Source organism: Caproicibacter sp. (assembly GCF_046707225.1).
GTDB lineage: Bacteria > Bacillota > Clostridia > Oscillospirales > Acutalibacteraceae > Caproicibacter.
The window spans coordinates 159,629-186,447 of the sequence record NZ_JBJKOP010000032.1 but is presented as its reverse complement, the minus strand read 5'-3'; the positions used below and the strand labels follow the sequence as shown (position 1 = coordinate 186,447).

The following is a 26,819-nucleotide window of genomic DNA, read 5'->3' as shown; positions in this document are numbered from 1 at the left end:
AATCAGTTTTCTTCCGCTTCTCCGTTTAAAAGACGAAGCGCCGTGAGAATATGCAGTAAAACGCCGGTCGGCAGGCAGTCCTCATCGATGTCAAAACGTGACGAATGGGCCGGCCATGTAATTCCCTTGGATGGATTGGTTGTGCCCAGACAATAAAAGGCACCCGGCGCGGCATCCAGAAAATATGAAAAATCCTCGACTCCAAGACTTGGGAACGGATCCTCCAGCAAATTTTCTTTGCCGACAAGTTCCGCCGCCGCGCCGCGAACCACGTCCACCACCCGGTCCGTGTTAAACAGGGAGTGATAGCTTTCCCGGATATCAACCTCCGCCCGACCGCCCAGCGCGGTGCTGACGCCCTTCGCAATTTCCGTAATCTGCTCTTTTGCAAATATGCGGGTCTCCGGGTATAAAGTCCTCAGCGTCGCTTCCATCTGAACCTCGTCGGCTATGATATTCCTCTGTGCTCCGCCGAGAATCTTGCCGACAGTAAAAACGGCGGAGTCGACCGGTGAAATTTTCCGGCTGACCAGGTTCTGCAGAGCCGTGACAACCTGCGCCGAAATTGCGATTGCGTCTACCCCGGTATCAGGATGAGCCCCGTGGGCCTGCTTGCCAAGCACCCGAATATCAATCTGGTCGCTCGCCCCGTATACGGCGCCTTTTCTGATCTCGATGGTTCCGACCGGATGGCTCGACACGTGAAGGCCGATGACATAGTCCGTATCCGGATTTTTCATGCAGCCCGCCGCCACCAATTTCTCCGCCCCGCCGGTGGTTTCCTCCGCCGGCTGAAACAGCAGGCGAACATTGCCGTGCAGCTGTTCGCGGTACTGAGAAAACAAACAGGCGGTTCCCAGAAGAACAGCCGTATGAGCGTCGTGCCCGCAGGCATGCATCACACCCGGAGTCAGTGATCGATACGGCACCTCGTTTTCCTCCTGAATCGGAAGAGCGTCCATATCCGCGCGAATCGCCACGGTTCTCCCCGCGTGGGCCCCGCGAATCAGCCCGACAACCGCGGTGCTGTCTTCATAGGTCTGAAAATCGATTCCGAATTCACTCAGATAATTCTGAATGATCCGGCTGGTGCGGAATTCCTTGTTTCCCAGTTCGGGATGCATGTGAAAGTCCCTCCTGATCTGGGAAAGCCATGGTTTCATCTCCTGCGCGGCCTGCTTCAGAAAATCTGTCTCCATTTGCCGACACCTCACTTTTCTTTCAACAAATGCAGCCGGACTTTGGAAAATGCCCCCTGTTCAAAAAAGCAAAAGATGCCCCAGAAAATCACTGCGGCATCTTTGTCTCAACTACTATAAAATTTTTCTTCATATTTGTCAAGAAAAATAAAATAATAAATCATCTTAGAATCGAAATCTTTTTTGCCGAAGCATCCATTTTCAACTTTTTCCCCATTGGAAGAGACATCGACGGCAGGCTGTGCCCGCAGGCGAGGTTCATCAGAGCCGGCCGCCCCCGCGGCACAACCAGCTCCCTGAAAATCTGTAAAAGAGTCAGGGAACGGTCGGGCTGTTCGGCCTCGATGCGGGTCCAGTACCCAAATATCAGACCAGCGCAGTCGTCCAGTTTGCCGGCCAGCAAAAGCTGTGTCAGCATCCGGTCGATCCGGTAAGGTTCCTCATCGACATCCTCCAGAAACAGGATTTTGCCTCGGGTATCAATTTCAAAAGGCGTGCCGAGGGAAGAAGCCACCAGCGACAAATTCCCGCCTGTCAGGCGCCCGCAGGCACACCCGGGCACAAGAACTTCCGGCTCCATTGCGCCGGGATTCTCCAGCGCGCCCGCCGGATCGCCGAACATCACCCGTTTCAGGCTTTCCATGGTGTATTCGTCGGCGCCGTCGTACAGCTCCGTGGAAGGCATCGGCGTATGATAGGTAATAAAACCGCAGATCTGGTTCAGCGCAATATGCAGAGCGGTAGCATCGCTGTACCCGGAAAAAAACTTCGGATGCTTTCGAATGCAGGAAAAATCGAGTTTCTTTAAAAGCCGCTGAGCGCCGTATCCGCCCCGAATGCAAAGAATACCATCAATGCTGCTGTCTGCAAACGCATGATTCAGATCGTCGGCCCGCAACTGGTCCTCTCCCGCGAGATACCCGTGAGCGCTGCGGCAGCTTTCATAAACGACCGGCACAAGTCCCAGTTTTTCCACCGACCGCACGGCGGGCTCCAGCCGCTCGGCCGGCACCGGACCCGACGGCGCGATCAGCGCGACCCTCGCCCCGGGGAACAGCGGTTTTGGATTTATCATTTTTAAGCTCCTATCGCGATCAATCGTTTGATGCTTTGCCACCGGCCACCGCCATTTCACTTTATTGCAGCGAAGCCGCGGCGCTCGGATATCCATACCCGTACTTATTGTATCGAAGCGCGCTGTAATCACCGTAATTGTAGACGTTGACTTCCCCCAGGCGGCGATAGAACAGCCCGGTGTAGAACTTGCCGCCCGCCTGATTCCAGCGAATCAGCTCCGTCCCCATCGCATAGGCGTTCGTATAGGCAAGGTCATGGACAAGCCGGGAGGAATTCGCGAGGCTGACATACGCGGAATTGACCCAGCCGACCGTTCCGTCAGTCAGTTTGACCTGATACCATCCGTCCTTTTTGTCGGAAAAATCGCCGCCCGTAACAACAACAGCCGTTCCCGCCGCCACGGACCCGGTCTGCGCGGACATGATCCCGATGTTATTCCTGACCTGGGTATCTCCCGTGACCGTCGCCTCATAGGTGGTGCCGGAGGAGAAATCCGGAGGCTGGACCGCATTCTTCATGATTTTGATAAAATCCCTCTCTGTGGAGCTGTTGAAATACCCGGACCCAACGTTGTAGGCAAAGCTGATCAGACAATCCGCCTGATACTGGTTCATTAAAAACCCGTTATTCTGAATCATCTTATTCAACTCGGAAGTATAAGACGAGCTGTTGATCCGGTTGACCATCATGGACCACGCTTCGGTTTCGCTCACCCCGTTGTAAAACTCGGCGTTTGCCCCCAGCGTGCAGCCGTAGCCGATGGTGGGAATCTGGCTGGACGCCATGGTATCCGTATAAACGCATGCGCGGTAACCTTCCCATTTTGAAATCAGCCGAATCATTTCGTCGCTGACACGGCGTTCCTCCGAGGATGTAACGGATTTGTCGGCCTGCTTCGTAATATACGCGCTTGTGGTGAACCCCGCGGTGGTGTAACCCCCGCCGGCCCGCGACTGCGCAAGCACGGTATAATTGCCCGGGTCGCTGAAGGCAGCGCTCGCCTTCCAGACTTTGGTCGTTACGCCGTTTGTCGTTTCCAGCGTGCTGCTGACGGCATCTATGGAACTTGTAATCCCCGTCGGTTTGGTAACATAAAACCTGACCCCGTCACGGCTGGAGTCCGTAATCGCAGTCAAAGTAACGGTTTCGCCCGGCCCAGCAATATTGGGCGACGCAAAAGCCGTTCGGACCGGTTCGGCGTCCGAAACCGTGACGCCGCAGGTGGCGGTTTCTGTTCCGGAGGTTGCGGTGATGACCGCGCTGCCTTTTGATACGGCGGTCACATACCCGTTTACAACCGTTGCGACGGAGGTGTTGCTGCTCGACCAGCCGACATCCGCATTGCTCGGACTGGTTGAAGCTTTCAGGTATAAAGTCTTTCCGGCCGGCACCGTCTGTGAACCCGACGAAAGCGAAAGAGAGGACGCGTTCGTTCCGCTGCCCTGATTTGTATTGGTGCTTCCGCCCGTCGAAGTGCCGTCGGAATAGATGATTTTTACATAATCCGTGCTCACATAGCCGGTCTTGCCGTCCGGAGTCTGTACCTTGACCCATCCGGAAGCCGGCGCGCTGAGCACCTGCAGACTAGTGCCGTTGACAAGATTAGAGAGGACCTTGCAGGATGTGTTCGCCTGCTCCCGCAAACGCAGCACGTCGGCGGTTACGGTTGCGCTCTTGATCCCGGATACTCCCGAATCCGTGCCGGTATCCGCATTCTCCGAACCGCTGCCGCCGGACGAGGAGGTGGAAGAAGAGGAGGACGGCGGCTGGGAGGATACGGCGGATGAGCTTGACGGCGGCGTAGAGGACGAGGAATTTGTTCCGGTGTTCGTTCCGCCTGTAACGGTCAGGTATGCGCGGCTGCACCAGCCCTGCGTCCCGTTCTGCGTGCGAACCTTCACCCAGTCTGAATTTGAGTTGTCCAGAACCGTGACGCTGACTCCCTTGCTCAATGTGAGCAGTACTTTGTTGCTCATGCCGGCCCCGGAACGCAGATTGAGGTAATCGGTGGTTTTTGCCGTTGCGGCGGAAGAAGAGGTGTTGGTTTCCGGCGGGGCGGCCGCGCCGGAAACCGTCAGATAAGCGCGGCTGCACCAGCCCTGCGTCCCGTTCTGCGTCTGAACCTTTACCCAGCCTGATTTGGAATTGTCCAGGACCGTGAGCGAGGTTCCTTTGCCAAGCACCATCAGGATTTTCCCGCTCAGGGAAGAATCCTGCCGCAGGTTCAGATTGTCCATCGTTTTTGCGGTCACGGCTGAACCGGATACCGTGGCTGAGCCGGATGAAAAGCTAAGATACTGCTTAAAGCAGTACCCCGTTTTGCCGTCCGATGTCTGCACCTTGGCCCATTGGGCATCCGAATTATCAAGAACGGTCACCATTGTATTTTTGGAAATGGTTAAAATAACATTCGAATTTGTCCCGGCACCCTGCCGAAGATTCAGATAATCCGTTGTCTTTGCCGTCGCGGAAGCGGCGCCGAAAGACAGCGGAAAGGAGAATAGAACAAGGCAGCCCGCGCAAACTGCGGAGACTGTTTTTTTCAGTACGGTTCTTTTATTCATTCGATTCACTCCAAGCGGAACCTTTTGTTCCCCTAATGCCACGATTATTCTAATCCAAATTATTACTAAAAGTTATAAAATCTGTCTTGATTATAAACTAAAATATGACAAGAAGCAACCCTTTCTCTCTTTTTTCAGCTCTCTTCTGCCCCATCGAAAACACGCGGCAATGCTGGGCAAACCTTGATTCCCGAATGCAAAAAGGCAGCCTCCTTTCAGAGACCGCCTTTTTGATGGATCAGGAAAATAAGTTCGTTATAAACAAGTAATCGTTAGCCCAGAACGTCGGCAAACGCCTGAATTGCAGTCTGAGCCTGACCAAAGTCGCGCATCTGATGATCGATTCCCAGACGGATATGAGGAATACCAGCCGCATCCAGGGCTTTTTTCAGGTACGGATACTCCATTTCTTCCGGATCGCAGAACTGCTGCATGAAAAGGATTAAGCCGTCGGCGTGATTGTCTTTGCACATCTTGGCGACGTACTCGCCGCGGCGGTTCTGGCTCGAGAACTTGTCATAGAGAAGAATATCGTAATCCTGATCCCTGAACTGGATTGCGAGCGCATGGATCGGGTCCGCGTCATCTTCAGGAGCATCGCAGCGGAAGGAGCGCGTTTCCTGAGCCACATCATCGGCAACAATCGCGCATTGATTCTCGTCAAGGATTTTCAGGAGCGTGGGATTATCGCAGATGATGCCGGAAGTTACGATTCTGACGCCCTTCCAGTCGGAAGCCGGAAGCGATTTCAGCTCCGCATTCAAGGTTTCCAGCTTGTCGGCGTATTCATCCTTCCGCATAAAATAGGAGGCCTTTAAAACGCCGCTCCTCATGACCGCGGAAACCGCCTCCGGGTGTGCCCCGGCCAGTTTTACGAACTCCCTGCGGGCCGCGCGGGAACGGTTGTAAACCTTAATCGCGTTCTGAATCTCTTCATCGGTCGTCTTATGGCCGGAAACCTCGTCCAGTTCCGCACGGATTTTATTGTAGCAGGATTCCGTGTATTTCACGCCGCATTCGGGGAAACGGTTCTGGGGGTGCGCCAGGAAGATAACCTTCATTTTGTCTTTCATGGCGACCTTGATGTTCTGGGAATTCGGGCGGAGCGTATCACAGCAGGTCGGTGTAATCACCGCGTCCAAACCGTCCATCGTGCCGTCCAGAAGCATTTCAAGGTCAAGCTGCACCAGGGAGCAGTAAAAGCTTGCGCAGTATTCCTTCGCGCGGGAAATCGTCTTGGTGTTGGAGCCCCACATCCCCGCGGGAAACATTCCGGCGGCGAAAACCAGCTCTTCCGGAGCGAAGTAAGGCATGATGCCGACGGCTTTCATTCCTTTTGCCTTATAATGCTCCAGCTGTGCCTTCGGATTGTCGGCAATTTTTCTGAATTCCGCTAATTTTTCCGCAATCGCCATTATTTTCCACTCTCCTTTTTCCTGTCGGCTTCTTCCATTGCTTCAACAAGAGCCTGCACGCGGGTTTCATACTGGGCCGCGTTAAAGTTTCTGGCGTCGGCCTGGTCGCCGTCATAGCCGACAACCGGAATTCCGAGCTCATTCTGCCAGCGGCGCTGCATTTCGGGCATATAGCCGGACCAGGCCTTGCAGGCTCTGTTGTAATGAACGAGAGCGCCGTCAACCTTGTTGTCCTTGCACAACTGCGAACGCCAGTCAACGCCCTTTTCGAGGCAGACGCTGTTCGGGGCCACGGCATAAGAACGCGCCATGCCTTCGACATCGTTAAACCGGAACGCAAACGCAGGGGCGTAAACAACCGCCGTTACATTCAGGCCATGCTCTTTCAAAGGCTTAAACAGCTCGCGAAGATGCGGCCACGGCGGAATTCCCTCCATCATGATTCTGTGCTGTTCCGGGAACGGAAGGGTGGACTTACCAGTCTTCAGGTTTTCCTCAAGCTCGCTAGCCAGCAATTCAAATGCTTCTGCCGTTGTCTGTTTACCGCGGGCAGTAACAACATCCGCCATGTGGTTAAACAGGTCGAAACCGGACATCGGCGACGGCTTGTACTGCAAATAGTCGCAGACTTTCATCCATGCGTTCGCCGTACGGTTCGCATATCCGCAAACGCGTTTAAATTTCTCTTCATCAAAGTTTTTACCCGTCAATTCCTCGAGCTGTTTGATCGCGATATCGAACTGACCGCGAACATAGGCAACAAAGTCGTCGTCGACCTCTGGATGGTTGGAGTAAGGAATGTCGACCATAATCAGGGGAATGTTGTGGATACGGGCGATGTTCTCATACCATTTTGTCATGCAGTTGCAGATGTTGTTGCAGCAAAGAACAAAATCCGGCATCGGCATCCGCCTGCCCTCGTTTGTCGTCTCGTTGCCCATCGCATAGGCAAGATTGATGCGGGCGTAAGAGCAGATATCGGCGTCGTAGCCCTCGTTTTCGGCGATCGTGCAGAGACGTGTATCGTCGTGGTGCGCGGCGATGCCCGCAGCCTGATTTTCGGGGTATACAACATTCAAATCAAAGGTTTCGGCAATTTCGCAGGGGAATTTGGATGAAGACCATCCGACAAGTTTCCCTTCCTTTTTTGCGTCGCGGGCCGCCTGATAAACATCATTGACGACCTTCTGCAGAGCCAAAACACCGGGAGACTGAGTTTTCTTCTTCTTGACGGGAGCCGCCTCTGCCGAAACAGGGGCCTGCTCCGCCTTCTCCTTGTCGTTCATAAATAGCTTCCTCCTAACTGTTATTATGCTGCCGGCAGAATCTTTTGCTGAAAGCGATAGAGTATTTTCACGGGCAGATGCGAATTTTGTTCTGATACGGATTCTGTCAAAAACCAGCATGATGGTCGCTGCACATTTGGATGTGCAAACTTAATAGGAATCATCCCTTATAAGAAGCAAAAGGATCTTACCTGCATTTCTCAAAAGCAAACAACGCGGCACCCAGGGCGCCGTTATATTGGGCAAGCGGAGATGTCTGAATTTCTGTATTCAGCTCTTTTTCGAGCGCGTGCAAAACTCCGTAATTCTTTGCGACACCGCCCGTCATGACGACGTCCGGCTGAACTCCTACGCGGCGGGCCAGCCCCGCGACCCGACCGGCAACCGAGCGATGGATTCCGTCGATAATGTCGCAGCGGTCCGTCCCCTTCGCCAATTGGGAAATAACCTCCGATTCCGCAAACACGGTGCAGGTGGAGCTGATTTCGACCTGAACCTGAGACTTTGCTCCAAGCCCAGCGAGATCGCCGACGTCAATTTCCAGAACACGCGCCATAACATCCAGGAATCTTCCGGTTCCGGCCGCACATTTATCGTTCATGACAAAATTGACCAGATTCCCGTCGTCGCCGACATGAAGAACTTTCGCGTCCTGACCTCCGATGTCGATCACCGTATGCACATTTGGAAATAGGAAATGGGCGCCGTGCGCGTGGCAGCTCAGCTCACTCATCTGCTTATCCGCAATTTCAAGGGAGTTTCTGCCGTATCCGGTGGCCAGAACAAAGGCCATATCCTCTCGTTTCAGTCCGCCGTTTTCCAGCACCTCCGCGATCGCCCTCGAAGGCCCGCTGGTACCGGCACCGACGGAAATCAGCGATTTGCTGACGATTTCTTTTCCGTCTTTCAGGATCACGCATTTTGAGGCCGTCGAGCCGATATCGATTCCCATCGTATAAAGCGTATTCATAATTACCTTCCTTAGAAAGATGATTTTCCGTGAGCGTTTCCGCCCGCATACAGCCGACGCCCCGACGGCGTGGTTTCGATCCGGCCCCCAAGACGCGGCAGCGGCCGCCGCATGGTTACGTTTCCGTTCGCTGCAGCGGCCTTCATGCCAAGTCATACTTTACTCCGAACTTTCTTCGGGTTCAAGTGATTTCAGAAAATCAGGTGATACGTGTCGTCTTTTTAGTGCTTAAACAGACTGCCGAAAACCGAAAGGAAAATTGGGTTGTAAATATCGTCGATGATAACAGCGAAAGACGGATAAAGAACCCATGCGATGTTGTGCCAGCCATATTCGTCCATGATTGCTTTTTCGTTCGCAACCGCGTTCGGACCGGAACCGCAGCCCCAACCGATGTTGCCGGCGGTCATGACCGCTGCGCCGTAGTCTTTCCCGAAAAGTCTGAACGAAATGAAGATGCCGAACACAGCAATCAGAACTGCCTGCATCAGAAGGATAATGCCCATCTGGCCGGCAACCGAAACGAGCTTTGTAAGGTCGATGGTCATGAGCACCAGAGCCAGGTACAGTTCCAGGAACATGTGCTCAAGGGCATTGACTTCTGGCTCGTAAGTATTCTGGTGAGTGGCCTCCAGTACATTACGGCCAATTGCGCCGGCAAACAGGCAGCCGATGAACTTAGGCATGGAAATCATCGGGATGCTGTCCAACAGGAAGTAAATTGGCATGCCGAGTCCGGCAAGCAGAAGCAGCATTGCGAACGCTCTGACCATGCTGTGGTTTTCCAGCGCGTTGACCTTTCCGTTTGCCAGCTCCGCCGGTTTATCATTCGGGTCAGCCTTCAGCGCGTAGCGGGCGATCAGGAATGCCGCGACCGGGCCGCCGATGACGGAGCCCATGATATTTCCCATCGTACCTGCCGCAACGCCAACCGTTGTCGCGGCGTCTGCGCCCCAGCCTTTGAAAATAGGACCGAAAGCAGATGCGGTTCCAACGCCGCCGGACATAGCAGCAGAAGAGCACTGCAGCGCGAGCAGCGGATCCATTCCGATTAGTTTACCGAGTCCGACGCCCGCCACATCCTGCAGCGTGATCAGCAAAATAGCCGCAAATGCGATTTTGGCACACAGCTTTCCACCTGCATGTTTCAGCATCTTTGTGCTGAAGCCGAACCCAACGCACAGGAAGAAAATATTCTGTGTGAAGTCCTTCATGATTTTTGTGTCGAATTCAAATCCGATGGCTCCGGAGCCCTTGATAACGGAAACGATGATTGAAAAAATCAAGCCGGATACAACCGGGGCCGGAATAGCATATTTGCGAAGCAGCTTGGAATGTTTGACCATAGCCTGCCCTACGAAAATAACAATCGCAGCGAACAAAAGCGTAGTCAGATACTCGAATTTGAAAGAGGCAACGGCACCGTCTTTCGCGGCGGTGAAAGTCCCAAAATAGGTCATCATTTTATCCATAATTCATTCTCCTCCTACTTAATTGCACACAAAGCGCGGGGCAAAGGGTCCGTCTTGGAACACAGATCGAAGAATACCGTTCGTAAGAGTCATTGTTAATACTTCTCCCCTTGTTTATTTGTTTCCAATAGTTCCTGCCAAGGAAGCATCAAGCATTCAAGTAATACAGATCATTCCTCCGCATTCGCTGCTCTTGATTCCGGCTGCGCTTTTCGGTTTTCATTTTCCTCCTTTCCGATTCCGAAAAGCATTTCCGTCAGAAATCGTCCCGCGCTTTCCCTTCTCTTTTCGGAAAAAAGCAGACGCCTTTCACAGATGAATTTGGCAGATCCTATTTAAAGCTAATGAAAGTCACAGCACGAAAGCCGCGTGATCTTACTTCTTTTGGAACGTATTATAATCGCGAAGCACGCGAGGTAACAGCATTTGATGGAACGCGCAGATCGATTCCGGATTCTGATAAACGGAATTGACAAACGCCTTTGCGTAGCCGCGAATCTGCGGAAGCTGGACAACCTCATCCACAAAGCCTTCCTGTGCACAGAACTTCGGACGGGATTTTTCCACATATTCCTGAATCATTTCGTTCATTTTGTCGATCGTCGGCTGAAGGTCTTTGCCGGCTTTCTTATCTTTTACCAGTCTTCTGGAATACATCGCTGCTGCGGCGGTTTCGCCGTTCATCACGAACATCTCGGTTGCCGCCGTTCCCAGCGAAAACGCGTTGGTGGTGTTGCCCTGCGGGCCGCCCATGACGTAGTGCGCGGCGGCGCTTCCCTTGCGCAGGGTAATTTCCATCTGCGGAACGCCGGAATTTTCTATGGAATAGATCAGGGACTGGCCCAGACCCAGGAGCTCCGCGCGTTCCGCGTCGTCGCCGACATCGATTCCCGTCGTATCCTGAATCCAAATGATCGGCAGACGGTCGCGGGCGCAAAGCGTTACAAACTCATTCATTTTAATCAGGCCCTGGCGGTACAGCTTGCCGCCGATGCCCACGGCGTTTTCTTTATATTCCGGATACTGCATCAGCAGGCCCTGCATATTCGCGACCACGCCGACCAGAAGACCGTCAACCTTTGCAAGGCCCGTTACAATTTCAGGGCCGTAACCGGGTTTGAATTCCGAAAATTCGCTGTTATCGAATACGCGGCCGAGAACATCATAAATATTGTAGGGCTTTTTCTGGTTCATCGGCACAACGTCGTACAGCTCATTCGGGTCGTACTGCGGCTCGCGCGGATCATCCACACGGAAGAAATCAAGGTTATAGGCCGGAATATCGTCCATGTATTTTTTAATGGCTTCCAGCACGCCGAGCTCTTCGGTGTAAACCTCGCGGAAAAATCCCGTCTGGCTGTAATGGACGGCAATGGAGCCCGGCGGGTCCACTTTCGCCTGCGACTGCGCCTTGATCAGCTGCTCGGCTCCTTCCAGATCCATGTATCCCTTCGGGTTCATTCCACCCAGGATTCCCGCGCCGCCGACGGCCATATTGGCCTTTGCGTGCGCGATCAGAACGGTCGGGCTGATGCTGTGGTAACCGCCGCCCGCGGGATTTGTGCCGTAAATGCCGACAATGACCGGCACACCCAGCTGCTGCAGTTCCGCGTTGCGGTAAAACGGCGTTCCGCCGCCGCGGCGGTTTGCGTAAACCTTCTCCTGTTCATCCAGTTTCACTCCGCTGCAGTTCAGAATATAAACGAGCGGAATATGAAGGCATTTCGCGGTATCGGAAGCACGAAGCAGGTTTTCGGACTGTCCCGGCACCCAGGCTCCCGCCAGCTTTTTATTGTCGGACGCAACCACGACGGCCCATTTTCCGTGAATGCGGCCAAGACCTTTTATAATTGCGGTGGAATGGTTCGCGTTGCCAGCGGGATTATACAGGCTGTTAAGAGGGCACCAGGTGCCCTCGTCAACCAGCGCGCGGACGCGGTCCATTGCCGTCATCTGGCCGGACTGCCTGATGGACTCGTCGGGACGGCCTGCGTCTTCCGCTTCTTTTACAAGCTGAAGAATTTCTTCTTCCACCTTTTTAAATTCTGTTTCATTCTCTTCATTCAGCCGGCTTAAAGGGCTCCCGACCACGGGCATATTCTGAAAATAGCCCGGCATGGAATATTCGTGATTACTCATTCGTTTACTCCTTTATTCACTGCGGGACTTTAATGAAAGCCTGCCCCGGATCAATCTCTTCGCGAATCATGCGAATAACTTCCGGATCCGGCGCATCAAGCGCGACAGCTCTTGACACATCGATTTCAAAGCCGGTATTTTCAGCGACATCCTCCGGGGAAGAAGTCGGATAGTATCCGGCAAGATACATGCGTTTTGACTGTTCGTCGAATTTCAGAATGCCGCGGTCGGTGACCACCATCTGCGGCCCGCGGTTGGTCGGAAGACCCTTTTTCGCACGGCCGTCCGGTCCGTCGATCCAGCCCGGGCTGGTGATGTAATCGATATGATCCATGAAACGGCGCTTTTCATGCTGCATCATGATAATCGTGTTGGAGTATGTGGAAATGCCGTTTGCTCCGCCGCTGCCCGTAAAGCGGGTTTTCGGATGATTGTAATCTCCGATGCAGGTGGAATTCACGTTGCCGTACGGATCGATCTGTGCACCGCCGATAAAGGCGATCAGACGGTCGGTATCATGCAGCCATTCATTCGCCTCAAAACCGATGAAGCGCACATTCGGCCACTGAACGGCACAATGCGCCATGAAGCGGCAATCGCCCACGCTGCGCGGAACTTCAATCGGCGAGCAGTCCATCAAGCCGCTTTCCACGATCAGGTTGCATTTCGGGGCATAGACTCTCTTGGCAAGCGAGGCGCCGATCAGCGGCAGCCCGGTTCCAACGATAACGACCTGACCGTCGTGGATGGATTTTGCAATGGCAACCGCCTGCATTTCCTTATTGGTGTAATTCGTATAGTCAGCCATTATTTACCCTCCTTGGTCATATCGACCGAATATCCAAAGCCGGGAACCGCTTTCAGCTTGCTCAGGCGAACCGCGCCGAGCTTATTCAGATATTCCTCATGATCCTTGACGCCGTAAACCCATTCGTCCAGGAAGGATTTGAAATCCTCGTCCGTCTTGCTGGCCTTATCGTAATCCTGGAATAATTTCTTATCGTAGTCATAGAGTCCGTAACACTGGGAAGGATGCGCGCCGTAAGGAGCCAGGACAACGGCGTCCACGCAGAAGCCCGGAATCGAGTTCTTCGTCGGATCCTTGCGAATTTCTTCGTCGCTGACAATTTCTTCGCAGGTGACAATGCAGTGCTTGGCGGCAACCGCGATATCCACGTCGTGGAATTCATCGCCGACGATGCGGCAGGTTCCGTCCGGAGAAGCCGTTTGAACATGGATAATCGCGGTATCGATTTCCGGAACCGGGCAGAGAACCACTTTATGCCCGGGATGGAAGGGGTCGTCCTGAATGACAAACTTGTCGTTCGGCAGTTTGTCGATTTTCTGGCGCTCCTCTTTGCTGATGCCCCATTTGTCCACCAGGTCCGAACCCATCATCAGGCGAACGGGAAGATACGGAAGACCGAGAGACGCCGCGTGAAGCTGCAGCATCAGAACGTCCTGGGAATAGTCTTCCACCAGAAGCTCGCCTGTTTCCACCGCCTTGCGGAAGCGGCGGCAGACGTTGGTAAAGCCGGAATTGGCTATGTAGCAGTTGTTAAACGCCTTGACACGGCCTTCTCCGATGAGCATGTCCCAATCGCCGCCGGCAGGGCCGCTCTCTCCGATGAAATCCTTCTGCCCCTGCCGCAGGATTTCATAGACGGCTGCGTACGGCTTGCGGTTTGTTGTAAAACCGCCGAAAACCAGATGATCGCCGTCATGAACGAACTTTGAAATCGCGTCTGACAAGGAATGTATTTTTCCCAAACGAAAGACCTCCTAAAATAATTTATAAAAATGTCTTGTCTGTGTTTATTTATTGTCTGTCCATGTTTATTTATGCAGAAATCAATGCCCGAAAACCATCATGAAAAAGCCTGCGGCAACCGCCGAACCGATCACGCCCGCAACATTGGGGCCCATTGCGTGCATCAGCAAAAAGTTGGTCGGGTTAGCTTTCACGCCCTCCACCTGGGCAACACGGGCGGCCATCGGTACGGCGGAAACGCCCGCGGCGCCGATAATCGGGTTGACCTTGCCGCGCGTGATGAAACAAAGAAGCTTGCCAAACAGCAGGCCGCCCACCGTGGAAAAGCCGAATGCAAAGAGTCCCATCGCGATAATGGCCAAAGTCTGCGTGCGCAGGAACAGTTCGCCGTTTGCGGTCGCCCCCACGCTGAGGCCGAGCATAATTGTAACAATATTGCAAAGCTCGTTCTGGGCTGTTTCGGACAAACGTGAAACCACGCCGGACTCACGGAAAAGATTGCCCAGCATCAGCATGCCGAGCAGCGGCGCGACCGAAGGGAGAAGCAGCACAGTAAGCAAAACAACGAATACCGGGAAAACAATTTTTTCCACTTTACTGACCTTGCGGAGCTGCCCCATTTTGATGGACCGCTCTTTTTTCGTGGTCAGCAGTCTCATAATCGGCGGCTGAATCATTGGGATCAACGCCATATAGGAATAAGCCGCCACCGCGATCGGCGCAACCAGGTTCGGCGCAAGATTGTTCGCAATAAAAATGGAAGTGGGGCCGTCCGCGCCGCCGATAATTCCGATTGCCGCCGCCTGTGCGGGCGTAAACAATCCGGTGGCGTTTGCAAGAATAAATGCCGTATAAATGCCGAACTGTGCGGCCGCGCCTAGAAGCAGGCTGGCCGGATTCGCGATCAGCGGACCGAAATCGGTCATCGCGCCGACACCCATAAAAATCAGGCAGGGGAACAGATCGCTTTTGATTCCGTAATAGATGATACTGATCAGGCCCGAATGATACCATGGGTCCGCTTCCGTCATCATGCCCGCGAGCGGAAGGTTTGCCAGAAACATTCCGAAAGCGATCGGCAGCAGAAGCAGCGGCTCAAACTTTTTGGCGATTGCAAGATACATGAGGACAAAAGAGATCAGAATCATCACTCCGCTCTGCCAAGTAAGCGCGGCAAAACCGGATTCATCAAGAAGCGTCCCCATCACGGAGAAAAAATTCATTGGGGAGCCTCCTTATTTCAAAGTTACAAGTGTCTGATCGGTGTCTACCATATCGCCCTTCTTCACCGGAATCGATGCGACGACAGCATCGCAGGGAGAGACAATTTCGTTTTCCATTTTCATGGCTTCCAGCAAAACAAGAACCTGACCTGCCTTAACAGTGTCTCCAACAGAAACCTTAATATCAAGGACGGAGCCCGGCATCGGGCTGGTTACATTTGAAGAACCTGCGGGCGCGGGGGCCGGAGCAGCTTTCGGGGCCGCCGGGGCAGGCGCCGGCGCGGGAGCGGGAGCAGATGCGGGTGCGCTCGCTGCCGCCGTCGCAGCAGACCTTGACAGAGGTTTGAATCCAGTTTCCACCTTTTCCACTTCAACCTCATATTTTTTGCCGTTTAAAGTAACGATGTATTTCATAATCTTTTCTCCTAACAATGATAAATCAGCTGAACATCAGCCGGGTTCACAATCAGATTTCCTGAATCTTTGTAATTTGAAAGCGATCGACCGGAAGATTCATCTCTTCGCTGATCACCGCAATCAGAATCGCCAGAACGTCGTCTTCCTCTTTTTCACCTGTCGGAGCCTGCTGCGCGGCCGAATTCTCCTTCACCGCACCGGTCCCTTTGCTGATTCCCGCGGCGGAGAAAATTTTGGAGAAACCCAAAATAGCCAGCGCAAGTATGATCAGCGTGAGAAAAACGATGGTCAAGCCTAATCCGGATACCGTCAGCGATTGAATCAGATTCATGCTCGCTTCCGTCCACATAATGCCAACCTCCATGAAGAACATAATTTATACATTCCGTACTGTGGAATTCATTTCACAAATTCTATAGTATTTAACACATACTTCTTTCACAATTCGGAATCCGCCCACATAGAATTCCGTATGATAAAACAAATTCCACCTTGTACTGGTTCTATTATATACAAACCAGTTCGAAACTATCATAATAATTGAGAAAATACAGACTTTTTCGCAATAAATTATGAACAAATTATAAACAGAACTTTTGTGAAAGGTTACGATTCGCGGCGAACAATCGCAGAAACGCCCATCCCGCCGCCGACACAAAGCGTTGCAAGACCATAGTTCGAGTTGCGGCGCTGCATTTCGTGAAGCAGGGTTACAAAGATCCGGCAGCCGGAAGCTCCGACCGGATGTCCGATGGCTATGGCCCCACCGTTGACATTGACTTTCGCAAGATCAAGATCCAGCAGTTTCGCAACCGCAAGCGACTGTGCCGCAAAGGCCTCGTTCGCCTCAATCAGGTCCATGTCATTTACAGTAAGCCCTGTTTTCTCCATAATCTTCTTTGTGCTGAACGCCGGGCCGATTCCCATGTAGGCCGGGTCAACGCCGACGGACTGCCCCGCAATCCAGGTTGCCATCGGGCTTACGCCGAGCTCCTTTGCCTTTTCTTCGCTCATGACAATCACTGCCGCCGCACCGTCGTTGATGCCGGAAGCATTGCCGGCTGTTACGGTTCCGTCCGGTTTAAAAGCCGGTTTCAGTTTGGCAAGGCTCTCTTTTGTCACGCCGCTGCGGGGGCCCTCGTCGGTATCGAACAGAACGGTCTGTTTTTTCAGTTTTACCTCGACGGGAACAATTTCGTCGTGGAAGCGGTTTTCCGCAAGTGCTTTTTCCGCCTTTTGCTGACTGAATGCAGCGAATTCATCCTGCATTTCCCGGGTAATTCCGTATTTTTCCGCGACATTTTCAGCCGTGATCCCCATATGGAAATCATTGAACGCATCCCAAAGAGCGTCTTTGATCATCAAATCTTCCAATACTCCGTTGTTCATGCGGTAACCAAAGCGAGCTTTTGAGATCGAGTACGGCGCCATGGACATATTTTCCATTCCGCCCGCCACAACAATGTCCGCTTCACCCGACTCTACCATTGCCGCGGCAAGATTGACGCTTTTCAATCCCGAGCCGCAGACATTGTTGAGGGTCAATGCCGGGACTTCCTGCGGAATGCCGGCAAAGACGGAAGCCTGGCGAACCACATTCTGGCCAAGCCCCGCCTGTAGCACGCAGCCCATCAGCACTTCATCCACTTGCTCCGGCTGAACGCCGGCTCTTTTCAGCGCCTCCCGAATCACGATGGACCCGAGCGTTGAAGCCGGCACCGCAGAGAGAGACCCGCCCATTTTTCCAACAGCCGTTCTTACGGCACCCGCCAGAACCACTTTCTTCGACATTTTTTGTTCCTCCATTTTTATAATTATCCCTGTCATGTTCATCAGGATAGGAATACCAAAAAAATATTTGATAATTGCTATTTCGTAATATGAAATGTATTCTATATGATAGAATTTCAATTAACATGATAGCATTGTTGTACGTCTCTGTCAATAAAAAGCAAGCAATTTCTATTCATTGTCACAATCCGGTTTGAGAAACCGGGTTTAAATAAATTGCATCATATGGAATTATGAGTTATACTTTTATTTAGAATACCATGCAGGAATTATGCAGGAAGGTAAATGAATTATGATACAGAGTTTAATCCGCGCAATCAACGTTTTGGAAGCATTGAAAGAACCGGAAAAATCATTCTCGCTTGCGGAGCTGTCGGAGGCTTTAGAGCTTCCCCCCAGCACAATTCACCGCATTCTGCAAACATTCTGTTCCAAAAACTACGTGACACGGGACGAAAGAACACACCTTTATCAGTTGGGTCCCGCGCTGATTTCGCTTGGAATGGCTGCTACGCACAATGTAAAGCTGCAAAACGCGGCGCCCCCCATTTTAAGAAAGCTTTCCTCCATGACGGGCGAGGATACGTTCCTTGTGATTCTCGCGGGCTTTAAGGGCCTGGTTTTGGAAAAGGTGGAAGGCCCGAACAACCTGAAAGTCATCGAAAAGTTCGGCTACGAGGTCGACCTTCACTGCGGGGCGATCAGGAAATCCCTGCTCGCTTATCAGACGGATTCTTTTATCAGCGACTTTATCGAACACGGCCTCAGCCGGCACGCGGACAATACGATCACAAATCCTACAACGCTGATGGAAGACCTGAAGAAAATCCGCAGGGAGGGAATCGCCGTTTCCTGCGGAGAATATATTCGTGACGCGATGGGGGTCGGCGCTCCCGTTTTCAGCAGGAACGGATCGGTTATCGCCTCCATGGGACTGATCGCGCCGATTTCACGCGTTGACTCAAAACGCATCGAGCTGTTGAAAAGGGATGTGAAACAATGCTCTCAGGAGCTTTCCTATGATCTGGGGTACGCCGAAAACACCGCCGACCGTTATGGAAAATTCTAGTCTTACCTTTCATTTCTATCAGTTTACGAGGAACTGCACGCAGACCGTAAAACAGGTAGATAACAGCAAACTGCGATATACTCCCGCAAGGGGGGCGTATCGCAGTTTTGTTTATGGTATTCCATATGGAGCACTTTGGCCCGCTATACGGCGATGAAATCGGGATGCAGTATTTTAACTTGACAAGTGTGGAAGGCGTATCCGGCTTCCATAAAAGGGAAATCAAAGCAGGGATTGACCGCAATGCCGGCCGCAGACCGCAAGTTCAAGTTGGACACGCCGGCAAAATGATTTTTGCTCCGGAAACCGAGCATCTGATTTTTGTACTTGATTTTCAATTCAAATGGAGTAGTGAAAAGAGAATCCGCCAAACGGATTTAAAAATCCCGATTCCGCGAGTTCCGTTTTTTCGGCGGAAACCCAGTCGATCGCTTTGCCAACCGGCAGAACAATGTTTTTGCCTTCTCCTGTGTTGTTTAATACGGTCAGAACCTTTTCATCACCATAACCCCGTTCCAGATAAAAGACCCCGTTATCGGCCCACATTTTTACATTTCCGTACTGAAGCGGTTTGCAGCTTTTGCGAAAGGAAATGATCTGTTGATAAAAGGCAAGTAAGTCTTTGTCCCAACGGTTCTCGTCCCAGTCAAAGGTACGCCTGCTGTCCGGGTCGCCGTTGCCTTCCATGCCGATTTCCGTTCCATAATAGGTACAAGGTACGCCAATATAACTGAATAAAAACAAAATGGCCAGCATCAGTTTCTTTTTATCCCCCCGGCACCAGGTTAGGAAACGCATGGTATCATGGCTGTCCAAAAGGTTCAGCATGGAAAAATTGGCCTGATCCGAGTTCCACATCAGGCTGCCGGATAAATCCTCCGCAAATTCTTCCGCACTGATTTCCCGTGATGCAAAAAATTGAATGCACGATTTTGTTACAGGGTAGTTCATCACTCCGTCGAATTGGTCGCCCATCAGCCACGGGTAAGAATTATGCCAGTTTTCGCCGATAATCACGGCTTCCGGATTGATCCCTTTAACCAGTTGGCGAAAATCCCGCCAGAACTGATGGTCGATTTCATCGGAAACATCGAGGCGCCAGCCGTCGATCCCCGTTTCTTTCATCCAGTACGAAACCGTATCAAAAAGATACTTTTTGAGCTGTGGATTTGATGTGTTGAGCTTCGGCATGTTGGGGCTTGTTCCAAAGCACCGGTATTTCGGTTCGTCGCCATGCTCGGGAAACTCTGTAAAATGAAACCAGTCGGCATATTGGGAATGTACGCCGTTTTTCAAAACGTCCTGAAACGGGGCAAAAAAGTAACCGCTGTGGTTGAATACCCCATCCAGAATTACGCGAATCCCATTTTCATGCGCCTGTTTTACGAGTTTACACAGCAGGTCTTTATCCCCGAAAGCGGGGTCGATCTTTCGGTAATCGGTTGTGTCATATTTGTGATTGCTGGGGGATTCAAAGATCGGAGTGAGATACAGCCCGTTGATTCCAAGTCCTTTCAGGTAATCAAGTTTTTCAAGGATGCCCTGCAAATCACCGCCGAAAAAACTTTTCGGCTTTGGAAGCTTGCCCCATGGGGAAACGCTCCGGGGGTCATTGCCGGGGTTGCCATTGTAAAACCGTTCTACAAAAATCTGATAAAAAATTGCTTCATGGACCCAGGAGGGAACGGTGTGAACGTCAATCGGATTGATGAACGGATACTGAAAATAATGAAAATAGGCATATTGATCGTTGAAAGTTTCGGTTACTCCGGATTCGGAATAAACGAGAGTCGCTTTGCCGTCGGAGATTAAAAAATAATAGCCCAGCCTCGGATCGTCCGTTGCATAGTTATACTGATAATAATCGAAGTAACGGTCGGTGGCGACCTTTTCCATTTGAAATTTTTGTTTCGTCATCCATGCGTGTTTTTTTGCAATTACTAATATTGCGGATTTACAGTCATCCTTTGCCGTGCGCAGACGGATATGTAATTCATGACTGCTATAAGCAAAAGCATAGTTGCTTTTGGGGTTATGATAAAGTGCTTGTAAGTTCAAGTTTAACCTCCTGATTGCGTTTTGGAATGCAAGAATGTTCTCTTTCAGCAATTCCAGTTGAATTGAATTTTCTCATGTCCCTCCCCCGCCTTCGGCGGGGGAGGGACATGTCCATATTTGCAATCTAATATTGGAAATGCTGCAATGAGCCTCACGATTCCGTCTGTACGAGACTGTTCCATTCTGACACGGCCTTTTTCTGTGCGTCTTCAGGCGACAGTTTCTCATCGAATACTTCCGGGCCGATTTCGCCGATGACCGTCCAGAAATAAGAAATCCGCTTGACGCTTGGCATGGGAGCGGATTTTTGGAACGCCTCCAGAATAGCGCCGGAGATGGGGTCCGTTGAAAGCCCGCTGACCTTGGAAACATCTTCTCTGGCCGTGATTTTGGCCGCTTTGGAATAAAGCAGTTCCGCACTTTCATTGGAAACAAGGAATTGCGCGAAAAGCTGCGCGGCTTTGGGGTATTTGGTGTATGACGCAACATGCGCGTTTTGAATGTAGGAAAATACCTTCGGCTGCTTTCCGTCATAGGTTGGAATCGGAATTACTCCGAAATCGACGTTCGCTTTTTCATAGGTTTTTACATCCCAGGGGCCACTCATGATATAACCTGCTTTGCCGCCGGTAAATTGCTTATTGAGAAAATCCGTATTGCTGGAATCAACCGCTTTCATCGGCATCAGCTCATGGAATTTTTGAATCACCTGCAGTCCTTTCAAAAATTCCGGAGTATCGAAGTTAGGTTTATTTTCATCATTGCCGTCGGCTCCGAACAAATTATAACCGTAGGTGCTGAGCATCGGGTAGAGAGACGATCCCTCATTCGCGTTAAACAGGAACCAGAATTTATTCTGTTTTGTATCATTGTAGGTCTTCGCCTCCTGAAAAATCTCTTCAAAGGTTGTCGCGGGGGTTTTCACCAGTTTCTTATTGTAAAACAGTACCGACGTTTCAACAGAAACCGGCGCGCCGTAAACCTTGCCGTCCTTCGTCACTGTTTTCAGCGCCACGGAGCTGACATCAGCTTTCATCCCCTTTATAATATTGTTGTCGAAAGGCAAGAGTATCCCCTGTACAATCGCCTGATAGGACTGGTCATGCGAAAGCATAAACACGTCCGCGCCCGACTTTGCCACAGCTTCCAGCTTTGCTTTTTTCAGATTTTCCCTGGTTCCTTTTTGCACGGTTACCGAAACCCCGTACTTTTCCTTAAACTTTGCGGCAACCGCTTTGCCCCACGCCAAATCGCTGTCTTCGCCGCCAGTGCGAAATATTAATGTTGCGCCCTTTTCCGGCGTCAGCGCCTCCCCGCTTTCGACCGGCGGTGCCGCCGACTGGGCCGTATCGACCGGCACGTTGGATTTGCAGGCTGCCAAAGGGAATGCCGCCGACAGGCATAAGGTAACGGCTAAAATTTTCTTTAACTTCATACTTGCTCATCCTTTCATTGTGCACAAGGCACAAAAATATTATTTTTGATCAGGGACATCGTTAAAACGTGTTCTGCCAACCACAACCGGGATTTTTTTATCGCCGCGCCTGGGGCGGAATTCATCATTCAGCCCTTGTTTGCGCCGGCGGCAACGCCCTGAACCAGGTATTTTTGAAACAAGATAAATAAAATTGTGATCGGGACCGCGATCAGAATAGCCCCCGCCGCAAACATGGTGAATTTATCGTTTTCCTTGCCGGAGATCATATTGTAAAGGCCGATCGCCACTGTCGTGTTGTCATTATCCGTTGACAAAAGCAGGCTGGGCATAATGAAGTCCATCCACGGCAGCATAAACTGGGACACCGCGCAATAGGTAATAATTGGTTTCGACATTGGCAAAATAATTTTTAAGAAAGTGGAAAAATAGGAACATCCGTCAATATAGGCCGCCTCATCGATCTCCTTTGAGATGCCGTCCAGATAACCCTTCACAAGCCATACATTATACGGTATTGCGCCGGCGGAATAAATAATGACCAGTGCGAGCGGATGGTTTAAAAGGCCCAGCGTCAAATACAGCGTATAAAGCGCTGTCATGGATAAAAAGTTAGGGAACATGGAAAGAAGCAGTAATCCAATTAAACCCGATCTTCTGCCTTTAAAATGAAAACGTGAAACGATCCACGCGGTTATCATAATAAGGACGACGGAAACTACCGCGTTAAGGGTAGCTATCAGGAAAGAATTCTTAAACCAGACCGGATAATTGGTTTCTTTAAAAAGTCTGGCGTAATTATAAAGCGTAAGCTGTTTCGGGATAAGCGAAGAGGAAACCAGGCTGTCCCCGGGATTAAAGGATGACAAAACAATCCAGAGAATCGGAATCAAAACAAAAAGCGCTACCATAATCAACTCTAAATGCACGAAAAAGGAGTTTATACTTTTCTTCATTTGTTTACATCTCCTTAATAGCAGTCGTACCCTTTAAATTCCAGTAAGATACAACACCGACTAATATGAAAATCAGAATATTTAAAACAGCAGCCAGATTATACATATTCTGGTTTAGGGTCAGCTTATAAATCCATGAAATCAAAATATCAGTGTCTCCCGCGAATTGCAGCGAGGAATTATTGGGTCCGCCGTTTGTTAGGAAATAGATAAACCCAAATCCATTGAAATTGCCGACCAGATTCATTAATACCAAAGGCGCGGTCGCTTTCATCAGCAAAGGTAATTTAATCCGTCGAAAAATCTGAAGTTTGTTCGCCCCGTCAATTTGAGCAGCCTCATAAAGGGCCGGGTCCTGATTTGCCAATACCCCGAGCAGCATAACCATAAACATCGGAAAACCAATCCACAAATTCACTATGATAATCGTAACTTTCGCGGTAAAAGCATCGGACAGAAATGGGATTCTGCTGTGAATCAGTCCACAGTCTAATAAAAGCTGGTTCAAGGGACCGAATTGTCCGTTAAATAAATTTCGGAACATTAAAAGCGAGATCATTCCAGGAATCGCCCACGGCAATATGTAAATGGAGCGAAAAAATGATTTGTGCTTCACACAATCGCTGTTGATCAGCAATGCCTGAAAAAGACCCATAAAATAAGTGGAAAAGGTTGCAAGAAAAGCCCATATTACGGTCCAGGCCAAAACGACAAGGAACGTTTGAGACCAGATCGGTATGCTGACTAATCTTAAAAAATTATCCAGACCGACCCATTTAACCAAATTGGCAGGAGGAAGATGATCCGCATTGTAATTGGTAAAAGCCGTAAGAACCGAAAAAATGATCGGCATGACTACGATATACAAAACAAGAAAAAGAATCGGCGCCAGCACAAAATAAGGGAACATTTTCTGATATAATTTCTTGCCGAATGCGCGCGAGCTTAAGTAAGCGTGTGTGTCGTCAACCGCTTTTCCCGTGTGATAAGCATCGACGATATTCCATAGATAAATCCCTAAAAAAATCATCAGAATCATTAGGGCCATAATTCCATTGACCATTAAATAGGTCGAATGGTCCTCGACGGGTACGGCGCCTAAAGTAAACAGGCCCCAAATTCCTCGTGAAAAATAACCGCCGTATAATCGCACTTGAAAATCCGGAATCTGTCCGGCGAAGAAATTAAACCAATAGCCGGAGACCGACTCTATTCCGAAAAGCAAAACCTGGGCGGCAAAAAGCAGGATTCCCTTTGCCTTTTGCCTGCCGATAAAAAACTGTCCGCTCCCCCAGAAAAGACAGGATAAAATGGTAGAACTGTATTTTTTCGTCATTGCATTTGCCTCCCCTATTCCGACTGATTGAAACAGCAAATAAACTGCCAAGATTTGTCTGTTTCCAATTTTTTATGAAACTTGATTATAATATTTATATTTGCGGCTTCATTCTTGCGTAAATTGCCAAGCCATGATAAAATTGAACCGAAAAGAAACTCAAAGGGGCGTTTTATGTGTCAAAGCATAAAGTATCCATGCGGGACATTGCCAAAGAGTGCAATGTTTCGGTGGCCACTGTTTCATATGTCCTGAATCACTCTGAAAATGAAAAAATCGGGCATGACACCTGTTTGAAGATCGTGGAAGCCGTAACCCGTTTACATTACAAGCCCCGAAATGCCGTCAAAAAACAGAAAAGCGATCTGGTTGGGGTCATCATCTGCTGGAAAGGTCACGATACCCTTGGAAAAAGAATGGCTTATTATGATCTTGCGTCAAAAATGAGCGCTCAAATGAAAACTCTCGACTTCGAAACGATCGTACTTGAAACGGAAGATCCGGAAAAAGATGTTGACACGATTTCAAGCCATAATTTCAGCGCGGCATTTTTTATTGATATCGACAGCAAAATTGCTGATAAAATCACAAAGCACTACTATGTGCCCGCAATTTTTTTAAATTGCGACACGAACGACAGCTTATTCTGTAAAATCTACCCGGATTATAAGAACGCGATCCGAAAGGCAAAAACCATGCTGAATACAAATTCGCCGTTTCTCGTGATGGAGGACATCTGTAACGAGGATTTAAAGGATCAAATCATTGGAGAATTTCCTCCCAACGACGTTTTTATCAATTCTTCAGACGCAGATTTGAACTTGTTTCTCCAAACGCATCGCCAAGGAAAAGGAATCATATTGGGAGATATCCTTGGGCTTGAGACGGAACTATATATCAATCGGCACGATCTTGTCGTCGTGTCGAATTTTGATGATTCCAACATATTGCTTCCCGACACAAAAATTATTTTTATTCCCAACCGAAAAATTGCCGATACCGCCATTGAAACATTGCAAAAAATGCTTGCTCTGGACTACGGGAAAGAGGAAGAAGACAACCGGATATTAGTTCCGTGCGAAGTTAAAACTTAATAGCTTAAAAAAGAAACAGCCGGAATGTTGTTGAACATTTCCGGTTTTTTATTTCCGGTTTTCAGAAATTGCATGAGCAAAATCCATTGGTGCCGGCTTCAGCTTTTACAGTTCCAGTAACGGGGAGAAATTCTAATTAAGGAGAAGCAGGCAAAAAAATGATGTCGGTTCCATTTAATTTTCATCCAACCAAGAAAGGAGTTCTGTTGAAGGCCATCCTTGTCACTTCTGTGTACGCGATAATAGTAACACAATTATTGATATATGTCAATAAATTTACTTATTTATTGTATTTTATTGTGCAATTTGTATCACAGTTTCACTTAACATTGATTTTGTTAAGTAGCATGGAAATCTCGGGAACCAGCTATTTCCCGCAAATTTTTAACCTCATCATAAAAAACTTAAGCTGTCTTTCATAATTAATGATTTTTAAAATTCAGGGTTTCGTTTTGGCCCTTTATCTCCATTTAAATCGTATAAGAATCCCGTACCGAATTTTTAAATACTTTCGGGGTACAAAATGACCTCCTGTCGTAGTTAAATCGTTTTTTACCCGCAGTACTTGAAAAGCGCCTGAAAATTTGTCACAATGTGTAGGATTGACAAATTCACCACAGGGGGATTCCATGACGCTATTACATCTGATCGCTATTGTTTGCCCGCTCGTTTTTCTGGCAAGCCTTGTTGACTCCATCGCCGGGGGTGGCGGACTCATCTCGCTTCCCGCCTATTACCTTACGGGGCTTCCGGCTCATTTTTGCCTTGGTTCCAACAAATTTTCATCCTGCACGGGAACGCTTTTTTCCACGGGCAGATTCCTTCGCAGCGGAAATTTCCATCTCAGAACCGCGGCCGTCGCCGCGGCGGCCGCTTTGGGCGGTTCCTTTCTCGGAGCCAGATTAACCCTGTTTCTCGACGACCACGCGCTTCGTATCGCCATGCTGATTCTGCTGCCCGCCGCGGCCGTATTTATTTTTTGGCGCGGCCGGCAAAGATCGGACAGCAATACATTTGACCAAATTCCACGCCGCCGCGCCATTCTGCTTTCCGCTGTGATCGGTCTGGTCATCGGCGCATACGACGGCTTTTTCGGGCCGGGAACAGGTACGTTTCTGATTCTTGCCTTTACGACAATTCTTGGCTTCGACATGAAAACCGCTTGCGGCAATACCAAAGTTGTCAACCTGGCCTCCAATCTGGCGGCGCTCGCCACATTCATTGCGGCCGGCACCATTCAATACAATCTGGCGGTTCCAGCGGCTGCCTGTTCCATTGCGGGGCACTGGATCGGTTCCGGGCTCGCGATTAAAAAGGGCGCCAAATTCATTCGTCCGGTCATGGTACTGGTCTTGATTCTTCTCTTTTCCAAACTCGTTTTCGACATGTTTGCTTGAACCGTTAAGCTAAAAAAATGTTGCAGCCTTCCCGGCGGCTTATGCCGCTGCGGAAGGCTGCTTTTAATTTTGATTATAAAATACCTATAAAATGCACTTTTACTATCAAGTATTTATTTATAAAGTCGATATATAATCCGAGGTGTTTTG

21 protein-coding genes are annotated in these 26,819 nt (G+C 50.1%); 3 read left to right on the top strand and 18 right to left on the bottom strand.

What is annotated here, in order from left to right:
• Positions 1 to 2 precede the first annotated feature (2 nt).
• The 14 genes from ACLQ3M_RS07025 to ACLQ3M_RS06960 form a co-directional block, all read right to left on the bottom strand.
• Entirely contained in the window at positions 3 to 1,199 is a 1,197-nt protein-coding gene (locus ACLQ3M_RS07025; protein ID WP_411676985.1) for a M20 metallopeptidase family protein, read from the bottom strand.
• Positions 1,200 to 1,359: 160 nt separating this feature from the next.
• Positions 1,360 to 2,274 carry a S66 peptidase family protein gene (locus tag ACLQ3M_RS07020; protein WP_411676984.1) on the bottom strand — a complete coding sequence of 305 codons (915 nt, stop codon included), beginning with the start codon at positions 2,272 to 2,274 and terminating at the stop codon, positions 1,360 to 1,362.
• A 61-nt stretch (positions 2,275 to 2,335) separates the two neighbouring features.
• A complete protein-coding gene (locus ACLQ3M_RS07015; RefSeq protein WP_411676983.1) occupies positions 2,336 to 4,840 on the bottom strand; it encodes an SH3 domain-containing protein in 2,505 nt (834 codons plus the stop codon).
• 272 nt (positions 4,841 to 5,112) lie between these two features.
• Entirely contained in the window at positions 5,113 to 6,255 is a 1,143-nt protein-coding gene (gene hgdB, locus ACLQ3M_RS07010; protein WP_411676982.1) for a (R)-2-hydroxyglutaryl-CoA dehydratase subunit beta, read from the bottom strand.
• Positions 6,255 to 7,541 carry a 2-hydroxyacyl-CoA dehydratase subunit D gene (locus tag ACLQ3M_RS07005; protein WP_411676981.1) on the bottom strand — a complete coding sequence of 429 codons (1,287 nt, stop codon included), beginning with the start codon at positions 7,539 to 7,541 and terminating at the stop codon, positions 6,255 to 6,257. The genes hgdB and ACLQ3M_RS07005 overlap by 1 nt, the downstream gene beginning before the upstream one ends.
• A gap of 187 nt (positions 7,542 to 7,728) precedes the next feature.
• Complete coding sequence (hgdC, locus tag ACLQ3M_RS07000) at positions 7,729 to 8,511, bottom strand: (R)-2-hydroxyglutaryl-CoA dehydratase activase HgdC (protein WP_411676980.1); 783 nt, start codon at positions 8,509 to 8,511, stop codon at positions 7,729 to 7,731.
• Positions 8,512 to 8,732: 221 nt separating this feature from the next.
• Positions 8,733 to 9,983, bottom strand: a complete 1,251-nt coding sequence (locus ACLQ3M_RS06995) for a sodium/glutamate symporter (RefSeq protein WP_411676979.1) — start codon at positions 9,981 to 9,983, stop codon at positions 8,733 to 8,735.
• Between the two features lie 375 nt (positions 9,984 to 10,358).
• Positions 10,359 to 12,122: an acyl-CoA carboxylase subunit beta gene (locus ACLQ3M_RS06990; protein WP_411676978.1), complete on the bottom strand. Its 1,764-nt coding sequence runs from the start codon at positions 12,120 to 12,122 to the stop codon at positions 10,359 to 10,361.
• Between the two features lie 16 nt (positions 12,123 to 12,138).
• On the bottom strand, positions 12,139 to 12,930 hold the full coding sequence (gctB, locus tag ACLQ3M_RS06985) for a glutaconate CoA-transferase subunit B (protein ID WP_411676977.1): 792 nt from the start codon (positions 12,928 to 12,930) through the stop codon (positions 12,139 to 12,141).
• A complete protein-coding gene (gene gctA, locus ACLQ3M_RS06980) occupies positions 12,930 to 13,892 on the bottom strand; it encodes a glutaconate CoA-transferase subunit A (RefSeq protein ID WP_411676976.1) in 963 nt (320 codons plus the stop codon). Before gctA ends, gctB begins: the two co-directional genes overlap by 1 nt.
• Positions 13,893 to 13,973: 81 nt before the next feature.
• Positions 13,974 to 15,116, bottom strand: coding sequence for a sodium ion-translocating decarboxylase subunit beta (locus tag ACLQ3M_RS06975; protein WP_411676975.1), 1,143 nt, complete (start codon positions 15,114 to 15,116; stop codon positions 13,974 to 13,976).
• Between the two features lie 12 nt (positions 15,117 to 15,128).
• Positions 15,129 to 15,530 carry a biotin/lipoyl-containing protein gene (locus ACLQ3M_RS06970; protein ID WP_411676974.1) on the bottom strand — a complete coding sequence of 134 codons (402 nt, stop codon included), beginning with the start codon at positions 15,528 to 15,530 and terminating at the stop codon, positions 15,129 to 15,131.
• A gap of 52 nt (positions 15,531 to 15,582) precedes the next feature.
• Positions 15,583 to 15,882, bottom strand: coding sequence for an OadG family protein (locus ACLQ3M_RS06965; protein ID WP_411676973.1), 300 nt, complete (start codon positions 15,880 to 15,882; stop codon positions 15,583 to 15,585).
• 257 nt (positions 15,883 to 16,139) lie between these two features.
• A complete protein-coding gene (locus ACLQ3M_RS06960) occupies positions 16,140 to 17,324 on the bottom strand; it encodes an acetyl-CoA C-acetyltransferase (protein ID WP_411676972.1) in 1,185 nt (394 codons plus the stop codon).
• A gap of 292 nt (positions 17,325 to 17,616) precedes the next feature.
• On the opposite strand from ACLQ3M_RS06960, the gene ACLQ3M_RS06955 reads away from it, so the two are divergent.
• The gene (locus ACLQ3M_RS06955; RefSeq protein WP_411676971.1) at positions 17,617 to 18,393 is read left to right on the top strand and encodes an IclR family transcriptional regulator; all 777 of its coding nucleotides are present in this window, start codon (positions 17,617 to 17,619) and stop codon (positions 18,391 to 18,393) included.
• A gap of 339 nt (positions 18,394 to 18,732) precedes the next feature.
• Here ACLQ3M_RS06955 and ACLQ3M_RS06950 read toward each other — a convergent pair whose 3' ends face one another.
• From ACLQ3M_RS06950 to ACLQ3M_RS06935, 4 genes are all read right to left on the bottom strand, one after another.
• Positions 18,733 to 20,451 carry a glycoside hydrolase family 13 protein gene (locus ACLQ3M_RS06950; RefSeq protein ID WP_411676970.1) on the bottom strand — a complete coding sequence of 573 codons (1,719 nt, stop codon included), beginning with the start codon at positions 20,449 to 20,451 and terminating at the stop codon, positions 18,733 to 18,735.
• A 151-nt stretch (positions 20,452 to 20,602) separates the two neighbouring features.
• Complete coding sequence (locus ACLQ3M_RS06945; protein WP_411676969.1) at positions 20,603 to 21,886, bottom strand: maltose ABC transporter substrate-binding protein; 1,284 nt, start codon at positions 21,884 to 21,886, stop codon at positions 20,603 to 20,605.
• A 128-nt stretch (positions 21,887 to 22,014) separates the two neighbouring features.
• Positions 22,015 to 22,842, bottom strand: coding sequence for a sugar ABC transporter permease (locus tag ACLQ3M_RS06940; protein ID WP_411676968.1), 828 nt, complete (start codon positions 22,840 to 22,842; stop codon positions 22,015 to 22,017).
• Between the two features lie 4 nt (positions 22,843 to 22,846).
• Positions 22,847 to 24,178 carry a carbohydrate ABC transporter permease gene (locus ACLQ3M_RS06935; protein WP_411676967.1) on the bottom strand — a complete coding sequence of 444 codons (1,332 nt, stop codon included), beginning with the start codon at positions 24,176 to 24,178 and terminating at the stop codon, positions 22,847 to 22,849.
• A 176-nt stretch (positions 24,179 to 24,354) separates the two neighbouring features.
• Here ACLQ3M_RS06935 and ACLQ3M_RS06930 point away from each other — a divergent pair, with 176 nt between their 5' ends.
• A complete protein-coding gene (locus ACLQ3M_RS06930) occupies positions 24,355 to 25,272 on the top strand; it encodes a LacI family DNA-binding transcriptional regulator (RefSeq protein WP_411676966.1) in 918 nt (305 codons plus the stop codon).
• A gap of 629 nt (positions 25,273 to 25,901) precedes the next feature.
• Positions 25,902 to 26,669: a sulfite exporter TauE/SafE family protein gene (locus tag ACLQ3M_RS06925; RefSeq protein ID WP_411676965.1), complete on the top strand. Its 768-nt coding sequence runs from the start codon at positions 25,902 to 25,904 to the stop codon at positions 26,667 to 26,669.
• Positions 26,670 to 26,819: the final 150 nt, after the last annotated feature.

Coding starts and splice junctions, on each gene's coding strand:
- ACLQ3M_RS06965 (WP_411676973.1), bottom strand. CDS start 15,882: ATGTGGACGGAAGCGAGCATGAATCTGATTCAATCGCTGACGGTATCC.
- hgdB (WP_411676982.1), bottom strand. CDS start 6,255: ATGGCGATTGCGGAAAAATTAGCGGAATTCAGAAAAATTGCCGACAAT.
- ACLQ3M_RS06970 (WP_411676974.1), bottom strand. CDS start 15,530: ATGAAATACATCGTTACTTTAAACGGCAAAAAATATGAGGTTGAAGTG.
- ACLQ3M_RS06995 (WP_411676979.1), bottom strand. CDS start 9,983: ATGGATAAAATGATGACCTATTTTGGGACTTTCACCGCCGCGAAAGAC.
- ACLQ3M_RS07020 (WP_411676984.1), bottom strand. CDS start 2,274: ATGATAAATCCAAAACCGCTGTTCCCCGGGGCGAGGGTCGCGCTGATC.
- hgdC (WP_411676980.1), bottom strand. CDS start 8,511: ATGAATACGCTTTATACGATGGGAATCGATATCGGCTCGACGGCCTCA.
- ACLQ3M_RS06960 (WP_411676972.1), bottom strand. CDS start 17,324: ATGTCGAAGAAAGTGGTTCTGGCGGGTGCCGTAAGAACGGCTGTTGGA.
- ACLQ3M_RS06925 (WP_411676965.1), top strand. CDS start 25,902: ATGACGCTATTACATCTGATCGCTATTGTTTGCCCGCTCGTTTTTCTG.
- ACLQ3M_RS06955 (WP_411676971.1), top strand. CDS start 17,617: ATGATACAGAGTTTAATCCGCGCAATCAACGTTTTGGAAGCATTGAAA.
- ACLQ3M_RS07005 (WP_411676981.1), bottom strand. CDS start 7,541: ATGAACGACAAGGAGAAGGCGGAGCAGGCCCCTGTTTCGGCAGAGGCG.
- gctB (WP_411676977.1), bottom strand. CDS start 12,930: ATGGCTGACTATACGAATTACACCAATAAGGAAATGCAGGCGGTTGCC.
- ACLQ3M_RS06940 (WP_411676968.1), bottom strand. CDS start 22,842: ATGAAGAAAAGTATAAACTCCTTTTTCGTGCATTTAGAGTTGATTATG.
- ACLQ3M_RS06935 (WP_411676967.1), bottom strand. CDS start 24,178: ATGACGAAAAAATACAGTTCTACCATTTTATCCTGTCTTTTCTGGGGG.
- ACLQ3M_RS06945 (WP_411676969.1), bottom strand. CDS start 21,886: ATGAAGTTAAAGAAAATTTTAGCCGTTACCTTATGCCTGTCGGCGGCA.
- ACLQ3M_RS07025 (WP_411676985.1), bottom strand. CDS start 1,199: ATGGAGACAGATTTTCTGAAGCAGGCCGCGCAGGAGATGAAACCATGG.
- ACLQ3M_RS06975 (WP_411676975.1), bottom strand. CDS start 15,116: ATGAATTTTTTCTCCGTGATGGGGACGCTTCTTGATGAATCCGGTTTT.
- ACLQ3M_RS06990 (WP_411676978.1), bottom strand. CDS start 12,122: ATGAGTAATCACGAATATTCCATGCCGGGCTATTTTCAGAATATGCCC.
- ACLQ3M_RS07015 (WP_411676983.1), bottom strand. CDS start 4,840: ATGAATAAAAGAACCGTACTGAAAAAAACAGTCTCCGCAGTTTGCGCG.